The 21,827-nt window shown below is 72.8% G+C and carries 23 protein-coding genes, 1 pseudogene and 1 riboswitch; of the genes and pseudogenes, 4 read left to right on the forward strand and 20 right to left on the reverse strand.

What is annotated here, in order from left to right; genetic code table 11:
- Positions 1 to 30: 30 nt before the first annotated feature.
- From A6A06_RS19325 to A6A06_RS19350, 6 genes are all read right to left on the reverse strand, one after another.
- Entirely contained in the window at positions 31 to 336 is a 306-nt protein-coding gene (locus A6A06_RS19325) for a hypothetical protein (RefSeq protein WP_073762545.1), read from the reverse strand.
- A gap of 2 nt (positions 337 to 338) precedes the next feature.
- Positions 339 to 1,109 (reverse strand): SGNH/GDSL hydrolase family protein, encoded by a 771-nt coding sequence (locus tag A6A06_RS19330; protein WP_073762546.1) that lies wholly within the window; start codon positions 1,107 to 1,109, stop codon positions 339 to 341.
- A 13-nt stretch (positions 1,110 to 1,122) separates the two neighbouring features.
- Positions 1,123 to 2,175: a hemolysin family protein gene (locus A6A06_RS19335; RefSeq protein WP_073762547.1), complete on the reverse strand. Its 1,053-nt coding sequence runs from the start codon at positions 2,173 to 2,175 to the stop codon at positions 1,123 to 1,125.
- Positions 2,172 to 3,515, reverse strand: coding sequence for a hemolysin family protein (locus A6A06_RS19340; protein WP_073762548.1), 1,344 nt, complete (start codon positions 3,513 to 3,515; stop codon positions 2,172 to 2,174). The genes A6A06_RS19335 and A6A06_RS19340 overlap by 4 nt, the downstream gene beginning before the upstream one ends.
- A gap of 202 nt (positions 3,516 to 3,717) precedes the next feature.
- A complete protein-coding gene (locus tag A6A06_RS19345) occupies positions 3,718 to 4,146 on the reverse strand; it encodes a GNAT family N-acetyltransferase (RefSeq protein ID WP_073762549.1) in 429 nt (142 codons plus the stop codon).
- Between the two features lie 37 nt (positions 4,147 to 4,183).
- Positions 4,184 to 4,483: a hypothetical protein gene (locus A6A06_RS19350; RefSeq protein ID WP_073762550.1), complete on the reverse strand. Its 300-nt coding sequence runs from the start codon at positions 4,481 to 4,483 to the stop codon at positions 4,184 to 4,186.
- A gap of 184 nt (positions 4,484 to 4,667) precedes the next feature.
- Between A6A06_RS19350 and A6A06_RS19355 the strand changes: the two are divergent.
- Positions 4,668 to 5,330: pseudogene (locus A6A06_RS19355) on the forward strand (nitroreductase); the annotation flags it as partial.
- Positions 5,331 to 5,467: 137 nt separating this feature from the next.
- On the opposite strand, the gene A6A06_RS19360 reads toward A6A06_RS19355, so the two are convergent.
- The 7 genes from A6A06_RS19360 to bioB all read right to left on the reverse strand — a co-directional run bounded on the left by A6A06_RS19360 (position 5,468) and on the right by bioB (position 14,091).
- Positions 5,468 to 6,358, reverse strand: coding sequence for an LLM class F420-dependent oxidoreductase (locus tag A6A06_RS19360; protein WP_073762551.1), 891 nt, complete (start codon positions 6,356 to 6,358; stop codon positions 5,468 to 5,470).
- Positions 6,359 to 6,435: 77 nt separating this feature from the next.
- The gene (locus tag A6A06_RS19365) at positions 6,436 to 9,012 is read right to left on the reverse strand and encodes an ABC transporter permease (RefSeq protein WP_073762552.1); all 2,577 of its coding nucleotides are present in this window, start codon (positions 9,010 to 9,012) and stop codon (positions 6,436 to 6,438) included.
- Between the two features lie 6 nt (positions 9,013 to 9,018).
- Positions 9,019 to 9,885, reverse strand: coding sequence for an ABC transporter ATP-binding protein (locus tag A6A06_RS19370; RefSeq protein WP_073762553.1), 867 nt, complete (start codon positions 9,883 to 9,885; stop codon positions 9,019 to 9,021).
- A gap of 110 nt (positions 9,886 to 9,995) precedes the next feature.
- On the reverse strand, positions 9,996 to 10,643 hold the full coding sequence (locus A6A06_RS19375; protein ID WP_073762554.1) for a class I SAM-dependent methyltransferase: 648 nt from the start codon (positions 10,641 to 10,643) through the stop codon (positions 9,996 to 9,998).
- 87 nt (positions 10,644 to 10,730) lie between these two features.
- Positions 10,731 to 11,417, reverse strand: coding sequence for a dethiobiotin synthase (gene bioD, locus A6A06_RS19380; protein ID WP_073762555.1), 687 nt, complete (start codon positions 11,415 to 11,417; stop codon positions 10,731 to 10,733).
- A gap of 60 nt (positions 11,418 to 11,477) precedes the next feature.
- The gene (locus tag A6A06_RS19385; RefSeq protein WP_242440827.1) at positions 11,478 to 12,824 is read right to left on the reverse strand and encodes an adenosylmethionine--8-amino-7-oxononanoate transaminase; all 1,347 of its coding nucleotides are present in this window, start codon (positions 12,822 to 12,824) and stop codon (positions 11,478 to 11,480) included.
- Positions 12,817 to 14,091: a biotin synthase BioB gene (bioB, locus tag A6A06_RS19390; protein WP_073762556.1), complete on the reverse strand. Its 1,275-nt coding sequence runs from the start codon at positions 14,089 to 14,091 to the stop codon at positions 12,817 to 12,819. The genes A6A06_RS19385 and bioB overlap by 8 nt, the downstream gene beginning before the upstream one ends.
- A 146-nt stretch (positions 14,092 to 14,237) precedes the next feature.
- Between bioB and A6A06_RS19395 the strand changes: the two genes are divergently transcribed.
- Positions 14,238 to 15,491 carry an 8-amino-7-oxononanoate synthase gene (locus tag A6A06_RS19395; RefSeq protein ID WP_079194146.1) on the forward strand — a complete coding sequence of 418 codons (1,254 nt, stop codon included), beginning with the start codon at positions 14,238 to 14,240 and terminating at the stop codon, positions 15,489 to 15,491.
- A gap of 42 nt (positions 15,492 to 15,533) precedes the next feature.
- Here the strand turns inward: A6A06_RS19395 and A6A06_RS19400 are convergent, their stop codons facing one another.
- Both A6A06_RS19400 and A6A06_RS19405 read right to left on the reverse strand, forming a co-directional pair.
- A complete protein-coding gene (locus tag A6A06_RS19400; RefSeq protein WP_073762557.1) occupies positions 15,534 to 15,770 on the reverse strand; it encodes a DUF397 domain-containing protein in 237 nt (78 codons plus the stop codon).
- Between the two features lie 9 nt (positions 15,771 to 15,779).
- Positions 15,780 to 16,667 (reverse strand): helix-turn-helix domain-containing protein, encoded by an 888-nt coding sequence (locus A6A06_RS19405; protein WP_073762558.1) that lies wholly within the window; start codon positions 16,665 to 16,667, stop codon positions 15,780 to 15,782.
- Positions 16,668 to 16,980: 313 nt separating this feature from the next.
- On the opposite strand from A6A06_RS19405, the gene A6A06_RS19410 reads away from it, so the two are divergent.
- The gene (locus tag A6A06_RS19410) at positions 16,981 to 17,409 is read left to right on the forward strand and encodes an ATP-binding protein (RefSeq protein WP_073762559.1); all 429 of its coding nucleotides are present in this window, start codon (positions 16,981 to 16,983) and stop codon (positions 17,407 to 17,409) included.
- Positions 17,410 to 17,439: 30 nt separating this feature from the next.
- Here A6A06_RS19410 and A6A06_RS19415 read toward each other — a convergent pair whose 3' ends face one another.
- The 5 genes from A6A06_RS19415 to A6A06_RS19435 all read right to left on the reverse strand — a co-directional run bounded on the left by A6A06_RS19415 (position 17,440) and on the right by A6A06_RS19435 (position 20,974).
- On the reverse strand, positions 17,440 to 17,946 hold the full coding sequence (locus A6A06_RS19415; protein ID WP_073762560.1) for a hypothetical protein: 507 nt from the start codon (positions 17,944 to 17,946) through the stop codon (positions 17,440 to 17,442).
- A gap of 157 nt (positions 17,947 to 18,103) precedes the next feature.
- A complete protein-coding gene (locus tag A6A06_RS19420; protein WP_242440828.1) occupies positions 18,104 to 18,709 on the reverse strand; it encodes a DUF6328 family protein in 606 nt (201 codons plus the stop codon).
- A gap of 116 nt (positions 18,710 to 18,825) precedes the next feature.
- Positions 18,826 to 19,299 carry a C40 family peptidase gene (locus A6A06_RS19425; protein ID WP_073762561.1) on the reverse strand — a complete coding sequence of 158 codons (474 nt, stop codon included), beginning with the start codon at positions 19,297 to 19,299 and terminating at the stop codon, positions 18,826 to 18,828.
- 3 nt (positions 19,300 to 19,302) lie between these two features.
- Positions 19,303 to 19,467: riboswitch (cyclic di-AMP (ydaO/yuaA leader) on the reverse strand.
- Positions 19,468 to 20,025: 558 nt separating this feature from the next.
- A complete protein-coding gene (locus A6A06_RS19430) occupies positions 20,026 to 20,331 on the reverse strand; it encodes a hypothetical protein (RefSeq protein ID WP_073762562.1) in 306 nt (101 codons plus the stop codon).
- Between the two features lie 7 nt (positions 20,332 to 20,338).
- The gene (locus tag A6A06_RS19435) at positions 20,339 to 20,974 is read right to left on the reverse strand and encodes an ATP-dependent Clp protease proteolytic subunit (protein ID WP_073762563.1); all 636 of its coding nucleotides are present in this window, start codon (positions 20,972 to 20,974) and stop codon (positions 20,339 to 20,341) included.
- 417 nt (positions 20,975 to 21,391) lie between these two features.
- Between A6A06_RS19435 and A6A06_RS19440 the strand changes: the two genes are divergently transcribed.
- A complete protein-coding gene (locus tag A6A06_RS19440) occupies positions 21,392 to 21,745 on the forward strand; it encodes a type II toxin-antitoxin system Phd/YefM family antitoxin (protein ID WP_073762564.1) in 354 nt (117 codons plus the stop codon).
- Positions 21,746 to 21,827 lie beyond the last annotated feature (82 nt).

Consider the following 21,827-nt stretch of genomic DNA (forward strand, 5'->3'; position numbering starts at 1 on the left):
ATGAGGTCCGCTCCGAGACCGAGCCGGCGCTCACCGAGCTCCCGGTCGCGGTGCGATCCGCCCGCCCGGGTTGAGGATGAAGGCGTTCGGCCACGCCTTGCGCAGGGAGACGAGCAGCTCTTCCTCCGCCGTGGCCAGTACGGGCACGTAAGCGAGGCCGAGCGGAGCCAGGGCGTCGAACAGGGCGCCGTACAGTCCCGGAACGTCCTCCTCGGCCATGTCCCGGACGGTGCCGCCGGGGAAGAGCCGGATGCCGACGCGGTCGGCGCCGATGGCGTCGGCGGCGGCCTCCGGGGCCTCGACACACCAGCCAGCCGCGTCCCCCGGAACAAACACCCCTAGCCCTCGTACGGCAGCAGGTCAGGCCGCTTCGGCGCGCGGCCGTCCCCGCTGGAGCGGCCGGTCAGGCGTCGGCCGATCCACGGCGCTAGGTGCTGTCGCGCGAAGCGCACGTCCGAGGTGCGCCGGGCGGCCCACCCAGGGGGCACGAAGGTGGGCAGCGGCGCGTCCCAGTCGGACTCGGCGGGGAAGCCGAGCGCCTGCCAGACGGCCTCGGCCACCCGCTCGTGTCCCGCCCTGTTCAGGTGGAGCCGGTCTTCCGCCCACATCCGGGGATCGGCCAGCGCGCGGGACGAGAAGAGGTCCACGACGATGGCGTCGTGCTGTGCGGCCAGCGCGTCGATGTGCGCGAAGAGCTGTTCCATGCGGGGCCGGAACCGCTCCAGGACCGGCCCCTGTCGCCCGGGGCTGCGCATCAGGACGAGCTGTCCGCAGTCCTTGGCCAGCCGTCCCGCGGCCTCCTCCAGGAGGGCGCAGACCCGGTTGACGTCGCACTTGGGGCGCAGTACGTCGTTCAGCCCGCCCACCAGCGTGACCAGGTCGGCGCCCATCGCGGACGCCGGGCCGGACTGCTCGTCGACGATCTGCGCGATCAGCTTGCCGCGCACCGCGAGGTTGGCGTAGCGGAAGCCGGGGGTGCGGGCCGCCAGCCGGGCGGCCAGCAGGTCCGCCCAGCCCCGGTACGAGCCGTCCGGCAGGGCGTCGGACATGCCTTCGGTGAAGCTGTCGCCCACCGCGACGAAACTGGTGTAGGTGGCATTGATCTCCATGGCGGGAGGAATCCTACCGCCGGACCGCGCCCCCCGCCGGAGCGGCCTTCCGGGGCTGCTGCTGCAGCACCAGCTCCCGCAGTACGTCCTCCATCGTGACCAGGCCCGCCAGACGGCCGTCCTTGCCGATGACCGCCGCCAGGTGCGTGCGGGAGGCACGCATCGCCGACAGGACGTCGTCGAGCGGCGTCTCGGCCCGTACGCGGGCGATCGGCCGCAGCGCGGACAGCGGGAACGGCAGATTCCGCGGCGAGGCGTCCAGAGCGTCCTTGACGTGCAGGTACCCCAGGATGCGCTGGGTGCCGTCGACGACCGGGAAGCGCGAGAACCCGGAGGTGGCGGCCAGCTCCTCCACGCCTTCCGGCGTGCTGCCCAGCCGGGCCGTGACGACCTTCTCCACCGGCACCACCACATCGGCGACCGGACGGCGGCCCAGCTCCAGGGCGTCCCGCAGGCGCTCCTTCGCCCGGTCGTCCAGCAGCCCGGCGGCCTGCGAGTCCTCGACCATCTTCGCGAGCTGGTCGTCCGAGAACGTCGCGGCCACCTCGTCCTTGGCCTCCACGCGCAGCAGCCGCAGCAGCATGTTGGCGAACGCGTTGATCGCGAAGATCACCGGCCGCAGCGCGCGGGTCAGCGCGACCAGCGGCGGCCCCAGCAGCAGGGCCGTACGCACCGGCTCGGCCAGTGCCACGTTCTTCGGCACCATCTCGCCGAAGAGCATGTGCAGATACGTCGCCACCGCCAGCGCGAGGACGAAGGAGACGGGGTGGACCAGGGCGTCCGGCATACCGGCCGCGTCGAAGAGCGGTTCCACGAGGTGGGCGATGGCGGGTTCGGCGACGGCGCCGAGCACCAGGGTGCACAGGGTGATGCCCAGCTGCGCGGCCGCCATCACGGCGGAGACGTGCTGGAGCCCCCACAGGACCCGGTCCGCCCGGCGGTCGCCGTCCTCGGCGTGCGGTTCGATCTGGCTGCGGCGCACCGAGATCATCGCGAACTCGGCGCCCACGAAGAACGCGTTGACGACCAGCGTGAGCAGGCCGATGAACAACTGGAGCGCGGTCATCGGGTCTCCTCCCCGGTCTCGTCGTCGCCGCTGCCCGGCAGCGGAGTGTGCAGCAGCACCCGCGCCGCGCGGTGACCGGAGGCGTCCAGGACGTCCATCCGCCAGCCGACGGCCTCAAGGCGGTCACCGGCGGCCGGAATCCGGCCCAGCTCGGTGGCGATCAGGCCCGCCAGGGTCTCGTACGGGCCCTCCGGCAGCTTCAGGCCGATCTGCTCCAGCTGGTCGGTGCGTACGGCGCCGTCCGCCTCGTAGCGGGCCCGGCCGTCCGCGTCCTCGCCCGCCGGGGCCAGGTCCGGGGTCTCCATCGGGTCGTGCTCGTCGCGTACCTCGCCGACGACCTCCTCGACGATGTCCTCCAGGGTCGCGACGCCGGCCGTACCGCCGTACTCGTCGATGACCACCGCCATCGTCTGCCTGCCGGACAGCCGGTCCAGCAGCTTGTCGACGGTCAGCGTCTCCGGTACGAGCAGCGGCTCGCGCAGCAGCTCGGAGACCGGGTGGCGGAAGCGGCGCTCGGCGGGGACGGCCAGGACGTCCTTGATGTGGGCGACGCCCACCACGGTGTCCAGGCTCCCGCGGTAGACGGGGAAGCGGGACAGGCCGGTGGCGCGCGTCGCGGCGGCCACGTCCTCCGCGGTGGACTGCACGTCCAGGGCGGTGACCTGGACCCGCGGGGTCATCACGTTCTCCGCGGTCAGGTCGGCGAGGGCGAGGGTACGGACGAACAGCTCGGCGGTGTCCGCTTCCAGGGCGCCTTCCTTGGCGGAGTGCCGGGCCAGCGCGACCAGTTCCTGCGGGCCGCGGGCGGAGGCCAGTTCCTCGGCGGGCTCCATGCCCATCCGGCGGATCATCCGGTTCGCGGTGTTGTTCAGGTGCCCGATGAGCGGCCTGAAGGCGGCGCTGAAACCGCGCTGCGCGGTGGCGACCCGGCGGGCGACGGGCAGCGGGCTGGAGATGGCCCAGTTCTTGGGGACCAGCTCGCCGATCACCATCAGGACGACCGTGGAGAGCGCGGTGCCGAGGACCAGGGCCACGGAGTTCCCCGCGGAGGGCGGCAGGCCGAGGGCGTCGAGCGGCCCCGTCAGCAGGGCGGCGATCGACGGTTTGGCGAGCATGCCGATGACCAGGCCGGTCACCGTGATGCCGAGCTGCGCGCCGGACAGCTGGAACGTCAGGCTGCGGACGGCTGCGAGCGCGCTGTCCGCGCCGCGCTCGCCGTGCTCCACGGCCCGTTCCAGGTCGCTGCGCTCGACGGTCGTCAGCGAGAACTCGGCCGCGACGAAGACACCGCAGGCCAGGGTCAGGAGCAGGGCCACGGCCAGGAGGAGCAGCTCGGTCATCGGGTCACCTCCGTCCCATGATCGAACAGGACCGGGAGGTTCGCGCTCCGGGCGCGGACGGGATGACAACTGGGAGGCTCGCCCATGGCTGGACGCTCACTCCTTTCGCTGGGAGACGGGGAAAACATCCATGGTAAAGGATGAGCAAAGCGGGTGGCGGGCTGTCGCACGGAGGAGGAAGGGCGGGGAAGGGCGGGCCGGATCAAGCCTGTGCCAGCGGTTTCACCCATCGCCGCCAGTGGTCCTCGCGCCGGTAGCCGGCCGCCGACCACGCTCGCTGGGCCCGCTCGTTCGATTCCAGGACCATGGCGTCGCCGCGCCTGCCCTCCACGGCCAGGAAGCGCCGCTCGGCCGCTTCGAGCAGCGCCGTCGCGACGCCCTGCCGACGGTACGGGGGGAGTACCGCGAGCCGGTACAGCGAACACCGCCAGCCGTCGTATCCGGCGATGACGGAGCCCACCAGGGTCCCGCCGTGCTCCGCGAGGATCAGGGCCTGCGGGTCGCGGCCGATCAGGCGGGTCACCCCGGCCACGTCGTCCGTGATGGAGGTGCCCTCCGCCGCTTCCCGCCAGAAGGCGAGCGCGTGCTCGGCGTCACCCGGTACGGCCGTCCGTATCTGCACATCGATCATGGCCGCGAGCCAAGCACGGAACGGCTGTGCGCCGCCATCATTTCCGGTCTTCGAGACGCGGCACGACGCCTTCGGCGGGTTCGGCGCCGCGGTCCGGCCGACGGTGCCGTCCCTCCGGGGGCGGGACGCGGAACATCGCCCGCCGGAGCCGGCCGGGCAGCAGGGCCCGTCCGGCGAAGACGAGGCCGACGCCCAGCAGGCAGCCCCCGACGGCGACGCAGCCGGAGGACAGCCAGCCGATCCCGTGCTCGTCGGCCACGTCCCCGACGATCGCGGACACAACGAAGCCCAGCAGGCAGGAGACGCTGATCAGCGCGTACCACCATCGAGAAAGCACTCGTCACTCCTGCACTCTTGACCCTCTCTTTACTTTACTCGAAACCCGCCGCGAGGCCGTCGCGCGCGCTCACCGGTCACCCGCTCACCGGTCACCTTTCCCCGTCGCTGACCGTCACCATCATGGAAGCCCGGTGCCAGGTGCACGGCAGGGGCCGGAGAAACGATGCGCGAGGGAGCCTGTCTTGGACGTCTACGAAGCGGTGGCGAGCCGGCGTGCGGTGCGACGGTTCCGCGGGGAGCCGGTCCCCCGGGAAACGCTGGAACGGATATTGTCCGCCGCCGCCCGGTCGCCGTCCGGGGCGAACCTCCAGCCGTGGCACCTCTACGTACTGACCGGCGCGCCGCTGGCGGAGCTGAAGAAACGCACCGCAGAGCGGGTGGAGGCGGGCGACTCCGGCGATGAGCGGGAATACCGGATGTATCCGCACGAACTCAAGTCCCCGTACCGGGAACGCCGGTCCGCCGCCGCGGAGCAGCGCTACGCGGCCCTCGGGATCTCACGCGAGGACCGGCGGGCGCGCGCCGCGTCCGTCGCCGCGAACTGGGACTGCTTCGGCGCGCCCGCGGCCCTGTTCTGCTACATCGACCGCGACATGGGAGCGGCCCAATGGGCCGACCTCGGCATGTACCTGCAGACCGTCATGCTGCTGATACGCGCCGAGGGGCTGCACAGCTGCCCGCAGGTCGCCTGGTCGGTGTACCGCCGGACCGTTGCGGAAGCCGTGTCGCCCCCACCCGGGCTGATCCTCTTCTGCGGCCTGTCCATCGGATTCGAGGACCCGGCCGCGCGCCACGACCCCATCGACCGGGCGCCACTCGCCGAGACGGTCACCTTCGTCGACGGCCGGGAGCCGCACGCGGACGGCCAGGTGCCGCACGCGGACGGCCGGGAACCACACGCATACGGCCAGGTGCCGCACGCGGACGGGCCGGACCGTGCGGGCTGCCGACAACGCTTGTGATCACTGCACCGTGATCCCCCTCAGTCTCCCTTCAGTTCCTCGACGACCGGCGCGAACGCCTCCATGAAGGGGTCCAGTACGGTGATGTACGAGAAGCCGTAGCGCTCGCGGTGTTCCCGGAGCTGCTCGGCCATCTGCGAGGCGGTGCCGATCAGGAACGTCGGTACCCGGAGTGCCTGTTCCTCGTCGACGCCGATGCCGTGGTCGGCGATCTCGCGGGCGGTGGCACGCCGGTCGTCGGTGACCAGGACCTGCTGGACCAGGATGTTCAGTTCCGCCGGGGTCGCGCGGTCCGTGGCGGCCTTGTGGTAGGCGGTGAGTGTGGCGTCGAGCGCGTCCGGGGTCAGGAGTTCGAGCGTGCCCTCCGGTTTGCCGGGGGCGGCCCGGCCGCCGGTGAACGCCACGATGTCGGCGTACCGTGCGGCCAGGCGCAGCATACGCGGGCCGTTGCCGCCGATCAGCAACGGCGGCCGGGGCCGCTGAGCCGCCTTCGGCTCATGCTCGGCGTCGCCCAGGAGGCGTTCCAACTCCTCGACCGTGTGCGTGAGATGGGCCACCCGCTCACCGGGGGCGCCCCAGGGCAGGCCCGCCGTGTCGTGCTCGGCGCGTACGTATCCGGTGCCCAGGCCCAGTTCGAGCCTGCCGCCGGTGAGCAGGTCCGTGGTGGCCACCTCGCGGGCGAGCAGGGCGGGGTTCCAGAAACCCGCGTTGAGGACGAAGGTGCCCAGGCGAGGGCGCTCGGTCGCCTCGGCGGCGGCGACCAGCGCGGGGAACGGGGCGGGCCGGCCGAGATGGTCCGGGACGAGCACCACGTCGTACCCCAGGTCCTCGGCCCGGCGGCACTTCCGCCGCCACGCGGAGCCCGATGCGATGGTGAGCATGTTGACGCCGAAGCGGAACGGACGTGACACGAGGCCCCCTTGCTTGACGTGGACGAGGCGGGACGAGCCGGGCGGGGAAGTGCGGTGAGGCGTACGGGCGTGCCCGGTCACTCATGGGCGATGGCGGACAGGACGTTCAGCCGGGACGCGCGCAGTGCGGGCAGCAGCGCCGCGAGCAGCCCGACCACCACGGACCCGACCACCACCGCGCCCACGGTGGACCACGGGACGGCGAACGCCGTCAGGCCCTCCAGTGCCAGAACCCGCTGCGTGGCGGCTCCCCAGAGCAGCCCGAGTCCGAGCCCGAGGACCGCGCCGAACAGGGCGATCACCACGGACTCCAGCCGGATCATCCGGCGCAGCTGCTTCCTGGACAGGCCGACGGCGCGCAGCAGCCCGATCTCGCGGGTGCGTTCCACGACGGCCAGGGCCAGCGTGTTGACCACGCCCAGCACCGCGATGACGATGGCGAGCCCCAGCAGCGCGTACAGCAGGTTGAGCAGTCCCTGGATCTGGCCGCTGACCAGCTCCTTGTAGTCGGCCTGATCGTGCACCTGTACCTGCGGGAACGGCCGGAGCGTCCGCTCCAGGGCGACCCGCAGCCGCCGCGGGTCGGTGCCGTCCGCGGCGTTCACGTACACCACGGAATCCTGCCCGCTCGGCACGTACTTCTCCAGGGTGGCCATCCCCATGAAGACGCCGCCCTCGGTGCCGGGCCCGGAACCGGAGTCCTCCGTCAGCGCGCCGACCGTGAAGCGGGCGGGCCGTCCCGACGGCAGCACCGCGTCCAGCCGGGAGCCCACCCGCAGACCGTGCGCCTGCGCGAACTCCCGCTGGACGCCGACCCGTCCGGGCGCCAGTGCCGCCGCGGTGTTCCCCGCCGCGTACGTCACCTTCGCCACGGCGTCGAGGTCCCGGTCGAAAGCCCCGGCCACCGTCGTGACCGCCCGGCCGCCCGGCAGTTCCAGCCTCAGGGGAACGATCCGCTGGCGTACGACCGTGCCGGCTCCCGGGGCCGCGCGCACCCGGTCGGTGACCTCTTCGGAGAACGGTGCGAACGACGCGTTCTGTACGACGAAGTCGGCACCCAGCGTCCGGTCGATCTGCCGGCCGACCGACGCGGCGGCCGACGCCCCGGCGACCGACAGCCCGGTCACCAGCGCCAGCCCGATCATCAGGGCCGCCGCGGTCGCTCCCGTACGGCGGGGATTGCGCAGCGCGTTGCGGCGGCTCATCCGGCCCACCGCGCCGAACGCCGGCTCCAGCCCCCGCCCGAGGAGCCGGATCACCGGGCGCACCAGCAGCGGCCCCGCGATCACTCCGGCCACCAGCGTCAGCAGCACACCGAGCGCCAGCAGCGACCCGGCGGCCGCCGTCCGGCCGCTCAGCGCGCAGCCTGCCAGCGCGGCCGCGCCCGCCGCCCCCACCAGGGACCCGGCGGCGGCGCGGAAGCGCAGCGGGCGCCCGGCCCCCGTCAGTTCCACGTCGGCGAGCGCGGCCATCGGGGACACGCGGCCCGCCCGCAGTGCGGGGAGCAGCGCGGCGACGAAGGTCACGCCCACACCGACGGCGTACGCCGCGGCCACGGTCGGCCAGTGCAGCACCAGGTCGGCGGAGTTCAGCCGCAGCCCGAACCAGCCCATCGCGACGACCAGCAGCACCGCGAGCCCCACGCCCGCCGCGAGCCCCGCCGTGGCGCCGAAGACGCCCAGCAGCAGCGCCTCCAGCAGCACCGAGCGGCGCACCTGGCGGCGGTCCGCGCCGAGCGCCCGCAGCAGGCCCAGTTCCCGGGTGCGCTGCGCGATCAGCATCGAGAACGTGTTGACGATCAGGAAGATGCCGACGAGGACGGCGACGCCCGCGAAGCCCACCATCATGTACCTGAGGATGCTGAGGAAGCCCCCCAACTCTTCGGCCTGCGACTTCTTCTGCTCGGCCCGCGTCCGGATGTCGTACGCGGCGGCGTCACCGCCCAGCGCGGCGCCGATACGGCTCTTGAGCACGCCGTCCGGTACGCCGGGCGCGGCGTCCACGGACACCCCGGTCGCCTTGTCCGTACTGCCCAGCAGGCCGCGCTGGGCGGCCCTGGTCTCCAGGAGGACCAGGGAGGAACCCGGGTTGGTGGTGGTGAAGGCGGCGATGCCGACGACGCGTACGGGGAAGGTGCCCGGCGGGGCGATGACGCGCAGCGTGTCACCGATCCGTACGCCGCTCCGGTCGGCGGTGTCCCGGTCGACCATCGCCTCGCCCGGACCGCGCGGCGGCCGGCCGTCGGTCACCCGTACCGGGCTGCGCTCGCCCGGGGACCAGTTGGTGACGATGGACGGCGCGTTCCGCGTCGGCCCCACCGGACGGTCGCGGGCGTCGGTGACGGTGATCCGCTCCACCTGTACGTCGAGACGCGCGGCCGCCACGCCGTCGACGTCCGCGATCCGGCCCCGCAGACCGGCCGGCACGGTCGGGGTCTCGGCCGAACCGACGCCGCCCGGCGCGTCGAAGTCCTGTCGCGGCGCGACCTCGACGTCGGAAGCGGTCGAGGCGAAGAGCCGGTCGAAGGTGGCGCCGGTGGTGTCCGAGAAGATCAGGCTGCCCACCACGAACGCCACCGAGAGCACCACGGCGAGGGCGGAGAGCAGCAGCCGGCCCTTGTGTGCGAAGAAGCTCCGGAGCGTGGCCCTTAACACGGTGCGTCAGCCGTTCCGCGAGGGGCCGGAACCGGGGCTGGAGCCGGGACCGGGACCGGGACCGGGGCCGGGACCAGCACCGGGGCCGGAACCAGCCCCGGGTCCCGGCGCGAAGATCTGCATCCGTTCCAGCACGGATTCCGCGGTGGGCCGCGCCATCTCGTCCACGATCCGGCCGTCCGCCAGATAGAGCGCGAGATCGGCGTGGGCCGCCGCGTTCGGGTCGTGGGTCACCATCACGACCGTCTGCCCGAGGCCGTCCACCGCCTCCCGCAGGAACTGGAGCACCTCCAGACCCGAGCGGGAGTCCAGGTTGCCGGTCGGTTCGTCCGCGAAGATCAGAGCGGGGCGGGCGGCCAGGGCACGGGCACACGCCACCCGCTGCTGCTGCCCACCGGAGAGCTGCGCGGGCCGGTGCCGCAGGCGGTCGCCGAGCCGCAGCGTGCTGATCACCTCGCGCAGCCACTCCCGGTCCGGCTTGCGGCCCGCGATGTCCATGGGCAGCGTGATGTTCTCCGCGGCCGTCAGCGTGGGCAGCAGGTTGAACGACTGGAACACGAAGCCGACGCGGTCCCTGCGCAGCCGGGTCAGCTGCCGGTCGTCCAGACCCGTGATCTCCCGGTCGCCCAGCCACACCCGGCCGGCGGACGCCGTGTCCAGGCCCGCCAGGCAGTGCATCAGCGTGGACTTCCCCGAACCGGATGGGCCCATCACCGCCGTGAACCGCCCCCGCCCGATCGACACGTCGACGCCGTCCAGCGCCACGACCTGCGCCTCGCCCATCCCGTACGTCTTGACCAGCGACTCCGCCCGCGCGGCCGCCTCGCCGCCGTCCGTGACACCGGTCGCCCTGCCCGGAACGGGTGTGGACACGTCAGCCTCCCGACGTCGGCCCCGTGCCTCACGGGGCGGCAACTCCCGCTTGGCCACCGACAGTAGGGCACCATCAGCCGTCCCGGTATCCCGCGGTGGCACCCGCGGTGTCACCCCCGTCGTGCCGAGCCCACCACCGTCCACGGCAGGGCGGGGCCGGGCCCCAGGACGCGGCCACGGTGGTACGTGCCGATGGTGAAGCCCGCTGCCCGTAGTTCGGCCAGCGGGTCGCGCGACAGGTGGCAGTTGCCCATCAACAGGGGCCACACCGAACGGTCCAGGGCCCGCTGCACCGTCGCGGGCCCGTGGCGCAGGGAACACCCGTGTTCGAAGAAGCGCAGTTCGCCGCCCGGCCGCAGCACCCGTCGCAGTTCCGACAGGGAGCGCTGCACGTCACGTACCGAACAGAGCACCAGCGACACCACCGCCGCGTCGAACGCCTCGCTCTTGACCGGCAGGGCCTCCGCCGTGGCCGGTACGACGTCCACCGGGATGCCGGCGCGCGCCGCCTCGGTCAGGGCGCGCTGCCGCAAGGTGCGTTCGGGCTCGACGGCGACCACCTCCGCGACGGTGCGGGGGTAGTGGGCGAAGTTCACTCCCGTACCGGCGCCGATCTCGATGACCCGGCCCGACAGTCCGGCCAGCATCTCGCGCCGCAGAGCCGTGAGCCCCGTACGGTGGGCCGCGAAACATGCGTACCACTGGGCGAAGACCGGATGGTGGACGACTCCTCGCTCGACTCGCCTGCGGTGTGGCATGGGTGGTCCCTTCGCCGGACGGACGTTCGCCGGTTCGAGTGTCCGCCGTGCCGCGCCGGGACACCACTGCCGGAGCGTGGCGGCGGATTACGCGGTGCCGCCGAGGGCGGGCGCCAGCCAGCCCGGCGCCTGCGCGCGGAACTCCGCGGGCGGCAGGCTCCCCGCTCCCTCCGGGACGCGCCCCAGCAGCGGAGCGCCGGCCGCCGCGGGAAGGTCGTCGAGGTTGCAGCGGGCGGCGAGGCCGGGGGCCGCGGGCCAGCTGCCCACCACCACTCCCGGGCAGTCGATCCCGTACGAGCGCAGGGCCAGCGCGGTGAGCGCCACCGCGTTGAGCGTCCCCAGGCCGGCCTGGGCCACCACCAGCACGGGGGCCCCGGCCAGGCGTGCCGCGTCGGCGAGGGTCGCGCCCTGCTCGTCGAACCGTACGAGCAGGCCGCCCGCGCCCTCGACCAGCACGAGGTCGTGCGAGGCCGCCAGCTTCGCGGCCGTCTCGGCGATCTCCGCGGGGCGTACGGGCGGCAGGCCGGCGCGGCGCGCGGCGGTCTCGGGTGCCAGGGGATCGGGGTAGCGCGCCAGTTCGGCGGTGGTGACCCGCGGGCCCGCGAGCCGCGTGACTTCTGCCGCGTCACCCGGTTCGTCCGCGGTGACTCCGGTCTGCGCGGGTTTGAGTACCGCGACGGAACGGCCCTGGGCGAGCGCCGTCGCGGCGAGGGCCGCCGTGGTCACGGTCTTGCCGATCTCCGTGCACGTTCCGGTCACGAACAGCACCGACACGGTGGGTTCTCCTGTCGTCGAGCGTGGTTGTCGTCCTGAGGGCTCCGCGCCCCGGCCTTCTCAGGCCTCGCGCGCCACCGCGCGCATCGCCGCGCAGATCCGGGCCACGTCCTCGTCCCCGGTGATGTACGGCGGCATCGCGTACACGAGGTCACGGAACGGGCGCAGCCACACGCCCTCCCGTACGGCCGCCCGCGTGGCGGCCGCCATGTCCACCTCGTGGTCGAGCTGGAGGACGCCGATCGCGCCCAGGACCCGTACGTCCCGCACGCCCTCCATGGCGGCGGCGCCGGCGAGGCCGTCCCACAGCCCCGCCCCGATCCGCTTGACCTCGCGCGCCCAGTCCTGGGACAGCAGCAGGTCCACCGAGGCGTTGGCGACCGCGGCGGCCAGCGGGTTGCCCATGAAAGTCGGGCCGTGGGCGAGCACCGGCACGTCGCCCCGGGAGATCCCGTCCGCCACGGCCGCCGTGCACAACGTCGCCGCCATGGTGAGATACCCGCCGGTCAGAGCCTTGCCGACGCACATCACATCCGGGGTGACGCCCGCGTGCCCGGCGGCGAACAGCGATCCCGTACGGCCGAAGCCGGTGGCGATCTCGTCGAAGACGAGCAGGACACCGTGCTCGTCGCACGCCTCGCGGAGCACCCGCAGATAGCCGGGGGAGTGGAAGGACATGCCGCCCGCTCCCTGGACCACCGGTTCCACGACGACCGCCGCCAGTTCGTCGGCGTGCCGCGCGACCAGGTCGCGCAGATGCGCCTCGTACGCGGGGTCCGGCGGGGCGTCGAACCCCGGTGGCGGAGCATCCGCGAAGAGCTGCTGCGGCAGGGCCCCTTGCCACAGCTCGTGCATGCCGCCGTCCGGGTCGCACACCGACATCGGCTGCCAGGTGTCGCCGTGGTAGCCGCCGCGCCAGGTCATCAGCCGCTGCTTGCGCGGCTGTCCGACCGAGCGCCAGTACTGGAGGCACATCTTCACGGCGACCTCGACCGACACCGAACCGGAGTCGGCGAGGAAGACGTGCTCCAGGCCGTCCGGGGTGATCTCCGCCAGCCGGGCGGCCAGGCGTACGGCGGGCTCGTGGGTGAGCCCGCCGAACATCACATGGCTCATCCGGTCCAGCTGACCGCGGGCCGCCTCGTTGAGCACGGGGTGGTTGTAACCGTGCACCGCCGACCACCAGGAGGACATGCCGTCCACCAATTCGGTCCGGTTCTCAACAGGTTCGGTCAGGCGCAGTCGTACGCCGGACGCCGAGGCGACGACCAGCGGGTCGGCCCGGCCGGGCATCGGGCCGTACGGATGCCAGACGTGCCGTCGGTCGAGCGCCAGCAGTTCGGGGACGGGGAGCTGTGCGGGGGCGGGAAGTTGTGCGGGGACGGGGAGCTGTACGGGCTCAGGCATTCGGCGGCAGCTCCGTACCCGCTCCGCGACGGCGTACGGAGACCAGGTCCGAACGGACCTCACCGGCGGAGGCGGTCGAGGGGGTCGAGGAGGCGGTCGAGGCGCCGGAAGCCTCGGCCGGAACAGCCGGTTCCGCCCCGGCCCGTACGGCGACCGGCTCCGCCTCGGCCCCTACGCCCGGCTCCGCGTCACCGTCGCCCTCCCCGCACGGCCCGCAGTCGCCGCCCCCGTGACCACCGCAGCCGCCGCCCGCGAGCGCGTCCGCGCGGTGTTCCGGCAGGGTGGTGGTGTCCGTACCCTCCACCTCGAAGCCCGCGTCCTCGATCATCGCGAGGTCGTCCTTGCCCGCCTGGCCCTCACTGGTGAGGTAGTCACCGAGGAAGATGGAGTTGGCCAGATGCAGGGCCAGCGGCTGCAGCGAGCGCAGATGCACCTCACGCCCGCCGGCCAGCCGTACCTCCACGTCCGGGCAGACGAAGCGCACCATCGCCAGGATGCGCAGCGCACGCTGGGGCGTGAGGTTCCACTCCTTGGCCAGCGGGGTGCCTTCGAAGGGGATGAGGAAGTTGACCGGTACCGAGTCGGGGTCCAGCTCGCGCAGGGCGAAGACCACGTCCACCAGGTCGGCGTCGCTCTCGCCCATGCCCGCGATCAGACCGGAGCAGGCGGACAGGCCCGCCGCCTGCGCCTGTTGGACCGTTTCGACCCGGTCGGCGTAGGTGTGGGTGGTGGTGATGTCCCCGTAGGTGGCCTCGGAGGTGTTGAGGTTGTGGTTGTAGGCGTCCGCGCCCGCTGCCCGCAGCCGGGACGCCTGGCCGTCCGAGAGCAGGCCGAGGCACGCGCACACCTCGACGCCCTCGTTCTGCTCCTTGATGGCGGCGATGGTCCGCGACACCCGGTCCACGTCCCGGTCCGTCGGCCCGCGGCCGCTGGCCACGATGCAGACCCGCTTGGCGCCGCCGGCCACCCCGGCCGCGGCCGCCTCGGAGGCCTCCTCCGGCTTGAGCCAGGTGTACTTGAGGATCTCGGCCTTGGAGCCGAGCCGCTGGGAACAGTACGAGCAGTCCTCGGGGCACAGCCCGGACTTCAGGTTGACGAGGTAGTTCAGCTTCACCCGCCGCCCGAACCACCGGCGGCGCACCTTTCCGGCCGCGGCCACCACGTCGAGCAGGTCGTCGTCGGTCGTCGTCAGCACGGCGAGCGCCTCTTCGCGGGTCGGCGATTCGCGCCGCAGCCCCTTGTCCACCAGCGTTGTCAGCAGATCCATGGCGACGATCCTGGCGTACGCCGACGGCCCGCGACCATGGAGGAACCCAACAAGGGCGCTGATCCGGGGTGTGTGCATGGCCACACCGTAGGACGATGTAACGACCGCTAACGTCTATCGACAGCCCACAAACGCGAAGGACGCCGATGCATCAGGACGACCCTGCACCGCCACTGCTCCGCGACGCGCCGGAGCCGCCGCACGACGGGCCGGCCGGGCCGCTCTCGCCCGGCCGCGGCACCGCGCCGGGCACCGGCGCGCAGGCCGCCGCCTTCGGCTGGATCGATGCGGCCCGCGAACAGCGCCGCCGCGCGGGTCTCGTCCGTACGCTGCGGCCGCGGCCGTTCGAGTCGCCGCTGCTGGACCTGGCGAGCAACGACTACCTCGGCCTGTCCCGGCACCCCGAGGTCACCCGCGGCGCCGCGCAGGCCGCGCACCGCTGGGGCGCGGGCGCCACCGGGTCCCGGCTGGTCTCCGGCAGCACCGAGCTGCACGCCCGCCTGGAGGCCGAACTCGCCGAGTTCTGCGGCTTCGAGGCGGCCCTCGTGCTGTCCTCCGGCTACGCGGCCAACCTCGCCGCTGTCACCGCGCTCGGCGGACCCGGCGGTCTGATCGTCTCGGACGCGGGCAACCACGCCTCGCTCATCGACGGCTGCCGGCTCGCCAGGGCCAGGACCGTCGTGGTCCCGCACGCCGACCCGGACGCGGTGCGCAAGTCGCTGGACGGCCACGGCGGCCCCGCGCTCGCCGTCACCGACTCGGTCTTCTCCGTGGACGGCGACGCCGCGCCCCTGCGGTCCCTCGCCGACGCCTGCCGGGCGCACGGCGCGGCACTGCTCGTCGACGACGCACACGGCCTGGGCGTGCTCGGCGAAGGGGGACGCGGTGCGGTGCACGCGGCCGGGCTGGCCGGGGACGCGGACGTGGTCGCCACCATCACCCTGTCGAAGTCGCTCGGCAGCCAGGGAGGCGCGGTCCTCGGCCCCGCCCGGGTCATCGAACACCTCGTCAACACCGCGCGGACGTTCATCTTCGACACCGGCCTCGCGCCCGCGGCGGCCGGCGGCGCCCGTACGGCGCTGCGCCTGCTGCGCCGCGAGCCGGAGCGCGCCGGGCAGGCCCGCGCGGTGGCCGCCGAACTGCACCAGCGGCTCAGCGCCGCAGGCCTGTCGGTCGTCCGCCCGGACGCCGCGGTGGTGTCGGTACGGGCGCCTTCGCCGGAGCAGGCCGTCCGGTGGGCCGCGGACTGCCGGACCGCGGGCCTCGTGGTCGGCTGCTTCCGGCCGCCGTCCGTACCCGACGGCATCTCGCGACTGCGCCTGACCGCCCGCGCGGACCTGACTCCCCGCCAGGCGCGCGAAGCGGTCCGGACGGTCGTACGGACGGCACCGGTCACCTGAGGCACCGGAGCGCCGTCGTCACCGGCCGCGCGGCGGTCCGGTTCATCCCACCTTCGCGAAGCGGCTGTCGGCCAGCTCGTCGACGAAGGACGTCCAGGCCGCCGTGGTGAAGAGCAGCGCCGGACCCGCGGTCCTCTTGGAGTCGCGCACCGCGAGGAGGCCGGAGCCGACGCGGGCCGTCTCGACGCAGTTGTTCATCGCGGTGCTGTGGCTGCTGCGCCGCCATCGGGCGCCGCGCGGCACGGTGTGGGTGGGATCGAGCCCAGGCGGGAGTGACATGCTGCCTCCTCAGACGCCGGTGCCGGCCCACGAGGTAGCGGCGATCCGGGCGATGAATTGCGCTGACTTCTCGCATGAGAGGGCGTGCCCCCGCAGCGTGTCGAACGCATCGCTGTACGCCCTGAGGTCTTCCTTTTGCTCCAAGTAGAGGCTACTCGTCAAATGGTCGAGAACAACCACATCCAAGTCAGAAGTGAGCGGAAATGAGAAGACAACGAAAGGGCCGGTGATGCCGATGTGCACACCGGACGCGAAGGGCAGTACCTGTAGTCGCACATGCGGCAACTGCCCCACGTCCAGAATGTGCCGCAGCTGCGCCGCCATCACCCCGGGCGGGCCGACCTCCCGGCGCAGCACCGCCTCGTCCAGCACCGCCCACAACTCCAGCGGATCCTCGCCCCGCAGCACGTCCTGGCGCGCGATGCGCACCTCCACCAGCTCCTCGACCTGCTTCACCGGCAGGTCCGAGAGCGTGGCGCGGGTCACCGCCCGCGCGTAGTCCGGCGTCTGCAGCAGCCCCGGCACCACCGTCGTCTCCAGCGTGCGCGCCCGGGACGCCCCGTACTCCAGGCTGATGAAGTCCCGGTACTCCGGCGGCAGCAGGTCGCGGTACGTGTGCCACCAGCCGTGCCGGCCGGCCCCGCCGTTCTGCGCACCGCTCCCGCACAGCGCCGCAAGCAGGGCGTGCAGCTCCGCGTCCCGGACGCCGTACGCGTCCAGCAGCAGTTCGACGTCGGCCGGCCTGGCGCCGCTGCGCCCGGTCTCGATACGGCTGACCTTGGACTGGTGCCACCCGACCCGGCGGGCCGCCTCGCCACTGGTGAGTCCGGCCAGCGTCCGCTGGCGCCGTAATTCCGCGCCCAGCTTGCGGCGGCGCACCGCGGGACCGTACCGCATACCGCACCCTCCGTCCTTTCCCGTGGGGGTGCGCCGCGGATGCGGTCATCCCCTGATGGCTGATTCCGATCCGACAGTGTGCCGCGCAAATACGGTCTCGCGTAGCAGAGTTCACCGCTTCGGGCGACAGATATATGCACTTCTTGGTGGATGACCCGTCACAGCTGCGGCATGAGTGGCAGTCTGACGCACAGCACCGGTCCGAGGCCGGAGCCGAAGGGGCCGGAAAGGGCCCGGGAGGCCGGAATGCGATGGCGGCTTCCTTCGGCGGCGGGCCGGAGTCGAGCCTCGGTGGGAAAGGGACGGCGTCTCGATGGCAGACCATCAGGAATCCTCACTCACTCTGCCCAGCGCACCGGCATCGGTCGCGGAGGCCCGCAGGTACGTCACGGGCGTACTGGCCGAATGGGGCCTGCCGGAAGGGGCGGAGACGGCCGACACCGTGCGTCTGATCGTCTCCGAGCTGGCGACCAATGCCGTGCAGCACACGTTCGGGCGGTCGCCGACGTTCACGGTTGACGTGCGGCTGGACCGTGACGAACGGCTGCGGATCGGTGTCACCGACGGCCATCCGCGCTGGCCGAAGCGGCTGCCGGCCGCCGTGCAGCAGGACAACGGGCGGGGTATGGCGATCGTCCGCTTCCTCGCCGCCGAGTGCGGCGGGCAGCTGACGATCGAGCCGACCGCGGCCGGGGGCAAGACCGTCTGGATCACTTTGCCCTGGAAGCAGTTCCTGCCGTAGTGGCGCGCCCGGCCGGAGGGACGTTCCTCCTCAGGGCCTGGTGAGGAAGCGCGGCTTGCGGCGGCGGCCCGTGCTGCACGCGCAGCCCACGCCCTCGTCCCGCACCTGCCGGTACGTGGGGCTGGTCTCCCGGCCGCAGGCCGCACAGCGGCACAGCCACGGCTCGTAGGCACCGGGACAGGGGACCAGAGGTGTCAGCCCCGCCGCATACATGACACGTTCGGCGACGGTGGCCGGGCCGGGGGCGGCAGGGGGAGAGGGGGGAACGGGGGGAGCCGGGGAGGGCGGTGCGGCGGGAGGGGGCGTGGGTACGGGTGCGGGGACGTTCACGGGCGCGGGCGGGGACGAGGGGCCGGGCCCCGTCTGCGCCTCCGGGCCGAGGTCGCCCGGGTGCCACTGATGCAGGCAGGAGGCGCACCACCACAGCAGTTCACCGGCGCCGTAGACACCCTCGTCCTCCCACAGCACGTCCGTGCTGCCGCAGGCCGGGCAAGGGGTGGCGGGGGAGCGGCGGCGCAGAAGTCCGCGCAGGTTCACGAGTCGGTCCTGGTGTGCGTGAGCTGGGGCAGGTGCGTGTGCATGGGTCTCCTCACGTGCTAAGGAGACTCCATCGGTTCACCGTCGCCAAAGCAAGGACGACCAGGTCACAAAAGATTTCGACGGCGCGGCCCCGCGTCGCCGGCCTCCCCGGACGTCACACCTGGTCCCGCCCCGTCGGTTTGAGATGCCCGTTCAGGTGTCCCAGCACACGGGGCAGCAGCGCCCACAGGCCGCCGCACGTCACCAGCGTCACCGAGCCCGCCACCACTCCCGCCCCGCGCCCCAGTACGACATCGACGACCAGCAGTACGGCGCCGGCCAGTGCCAGTGCGAGTACCGCCATGCCGGCCGCCGTCAGGCGTGCGGAGACTTCCACGATCAGGCCCTTCGCGCGCCGCCGGAACAGCACCCGGTGTACCGCGGCAGGCGCGGTGAGCAGCAGCGTCGCCAGTACGGCCAGCAGTAACGTACCCACGTAGAACGTGCGTTGCGTGGTGTCCAGGGATACGAAGCGCGGGGTGAAGGCCAGGGTCAGCAGGAAGGCGAAGAGGATCTGCACGCCGGTCTGCAGGACGCGGAGTTCCTGGAGCAGTTCGCCGAAGTTGCGGTCGTAGCGTTCCAGGGGCGTCTCGTTGCGTTCCGCGCATACGGCGTACCGGGCGGAACCGGACGGCTGGTGCGGCTCCGGTGCTTGGGGGGTTCCGGGCAGTGCGGAGGGGGCGGGCCGTTCGTTCCGGTCGGTTTCGGTGAGGGGGGCCATTGCGGGCGGGTATCCGCCGACGCGTTGATCACTCCTGAACGCGTACGGGTGTGCGGGCGCACACACCCGTACGCGTGCGGAACGCCGGCGGTTCGGCGCCTCGTCGGCTCGCGTGATCAGCGCACCCGGCCGTACGAGACGCTGTGCGACCAGATGCGCTCCAGCCGCACCACGGCGCCGGGCTTGGGCGCGTGCCAGATCTTGCCCTTCCCCGCGTAGATGCCCACGTGGTAGATGCCGCGGCGGGAGTGGAAGAAGACCAGGTCACCGAGGCGGCGCGAGGAGGCGGACAGGTGCCGGGTGCGGTTGTACTGTGCTGCCGCGGTGCGCGGCAGCCGCTTCCCGGCCCGCTTGAACGAGTACAGCGTCAACCCTGAGCAGTCGAATCGGTATGGCCCGCTGGCTCCGTACTTGTAGGGCGCTCCCTTTTTGGAAGCGGCGACCCGCAGTGCCGAGGCCGACGTCGACGCGGCTTCCGCGTCCCCGGCGGCTCCTGGTACGACCAGTGTCCCGCCTACGGTGGCGAGGGCGATGGCGGAGATCACTCCGGCCCGCGCCAGCAGGGAGGAGGTGGCGGTACGCGCAGTCATGCGCAACCCTTCGTCAGCCGCCTGCGAAGGAGTACCTGTCGGGTTCGGGCAGGCGAAGATGCCCGGTCGCGGTAACGACTTCACCCCAAGGGGCCGTCCGGCCGTGGCGGCCGGCGGTCCCGTCGTGCTCGGGTCCTCCGCTCCTGCCGGTCCAGGCGCTCGACCAGACATCCGGTACGGCGGCAGGATTGGGCGTCCGCCCGGACCGCCCCACCGCTGTGGCGGGGGCTTGTCGTCGAAGCGATCGTTGCGCACCTCGCGCCCGGATTCCGAGCAGAAACGGCTGTATGTGAGGTTGGTCACGTCTGCGCCGTTCGGGTGGACGACTGTCGTTTCGCGGGAGGCCCGCTACGGGTGAGGACCCGCGCACCAGCGCCGGAACCAGATGTTCCGGGCGACACGTACGCACGTCGCGCAAGCGGTGTGGCGCAGCGCGCGGCTCGGTGAATACGCCGTTCGGGCGAGCCCGATCGGGCTCCGTGTCGGCAGGTGAGGGTGACTGCGTGGTGCCGTGGCACCGCCTGATCGCCCCTGTCGCTCCGCTCGGTGTGTGCCTTGTGGGGCGGCGGGTCTTTACGGTGTCAGGGGTACGCGTGTCAAGGGGGCGCGGGAGGGCGTCCGACCCCCGTCCGGGCGCCCTCCCCGCTGGTGCGGCGCGCCGCATGGCCGCGCGCCCGTAACGCGCTCACCTCCCGCCGGCCGGGAGCGTGATGCCGCCCGCCCGCGTCAACTGCGCTGCGGAGGTACGGAAATCAGCCGCGCGCGACGCTCGCCGTCCAGTACGCGCAGGGCCTGCGCCAGCGTCGCCGCGTGCAGTTCGCTCTCGCCCCGTTCGTGCATCACTGTCAACGCGTCCCGCAGGGCGGCGGACTTGCCGACCAGGGCCTGGGCGGCACGCAGGCCGCCGTAGGTGTCCGTGCCGCGGGCCGGGTTGATGCGGCCCAGCAGGTCCAGGACCGCCAGGTAGCTGTCGATGACCTCGCCCTCGGCGCGCGTCAGCGCGGGCAGCGGCGGCAGTTCGGGCGGCAGCATCCCGGGCTCACCTCGCGCCGAGCGCGGTGGGCCGCTGCTTTCGGCTGCGGGTGAGTCCGTCGACCAGTCCGTACTCCACGGCGGCCGCGGCGTCGAAGACCTTGTCGCGTTCGAGGTCTTCGGTGATCCGCTCGGCGGACTGGCCGGTGTGCCGGACGAGCAGTTCCTCCAGCAGGGCGCGGGTGCGCAGCAGTTCGTCCGCCTGGATCCGGAGGTCGTCGGCCTGCCCCTGCACCGGTTCGCTGAACGAGGGCTGGTGGATGAGGATGCGGGCGCCCGGCAGCGCGAGGCGCTTGCCGGGGGTGCCGGCCGCCAGCAGTACCGCGGCGGCGGAGGCGGCCTGGCCCAGGCAGACCGTCTCGATGTCGCAGCCCACGAACTGCATCGTGTCGTAGATCGCGGACATCGCGGTGAAGGAGCCGCCGGGGGAGTTGATGTAGAGCGAGATGTCCCGGTCCGGAGCGTCGTAGTCCAGGTGCATGAGCTGGGCGATCACGTCGTTGGCGGACGTGTCGTCGACCGGGGTGCCGAGGAAGATGATCCGCTCGCTGAGCAGCTTGGAGTACGGGTCCATGGTCCGGGCGCCGTGGGAGGTGCGTTCGGTGAACTCCGGAAGGACGTGACGGGCCTGGGGGCCGTTCATGGGAGCTCCTCTTTCCTGACCGTCTGTAAAAAATGTACAGGACGTACGTAGGGCTAGATGGGAGCACGTTCCGAGGGTCCGAAGCAATGCCTTCGGGGGGTGAAGTGCCGGTCGCTCGCTGAGAGCGAAAGCCTCATGGGGCGTCAGGGGTGGGGTGTCCGTCCGGAGCTGACTGGCCGTGACGTCCGAGGGGTGCGCGGCTGTCTCCGCGGTCATGTACCGGTGTGGTGGGAGCGGGGAGCGGGGAGCGGAGGGAGCGGGAGGGTGGGCAATGCGGAGAGCGGCCCGCTGCGCGTCATCCGGTGCGCGCCCGTCACCGCACCCGCCGGGGCCGCCCGCACTCGCCGGGACCGTCCGTGCGATCCGGCCGGTCGCGGCCCTGGCCGGGACGCCGTGGGCGCGACCTAAGCTAGGACCATGGCTTATGAGATTCCGGTGACGCAGGCCCGGGCGGAGTTGGCGGATCTGATCAACCGCGTCGTCTACGGCGGCGAGCGGGTGGTCGTCACGCGCCACGGCAAGCCGCTGGTGGGGCTGGTGTCCGCCGCCGACCTGGAGCGTCTCGACGCGTGCCGGGAGGCGGAGGAGGCGGCGGCGGAGGAGCAGGTGATCTCCACGGTCTCCTCGGTGCGGCCGTTCCCGGCCCCGCCCGGCGAGTGGCGCCGCTTCGGTATCGCGGCGGAACACCGCGGCACGGCGGGCGACCGTGGTGCCTCCGGAGGGCACGGCGCCGCGGGCGGCCCCGGCGGCCCCGGCGCCGGAGAGCGCTGACCGGAGAGCGCTGACCGGAGAGCGCTGACCGGAGAGCGCTGACCGGGCAGCGGAGGCGCACCGCCGCTGCCCGGTGTCCGGG

The sequence above is a fragment of the Streptomyces sp. CB02923 genome, assembly GCF_001905005.1.
Classification (GTDB): Bacteria; Actinomycetota; Actinomycetes; order Streptomycetales; family Streptomycetaceae; genus Streptomyces.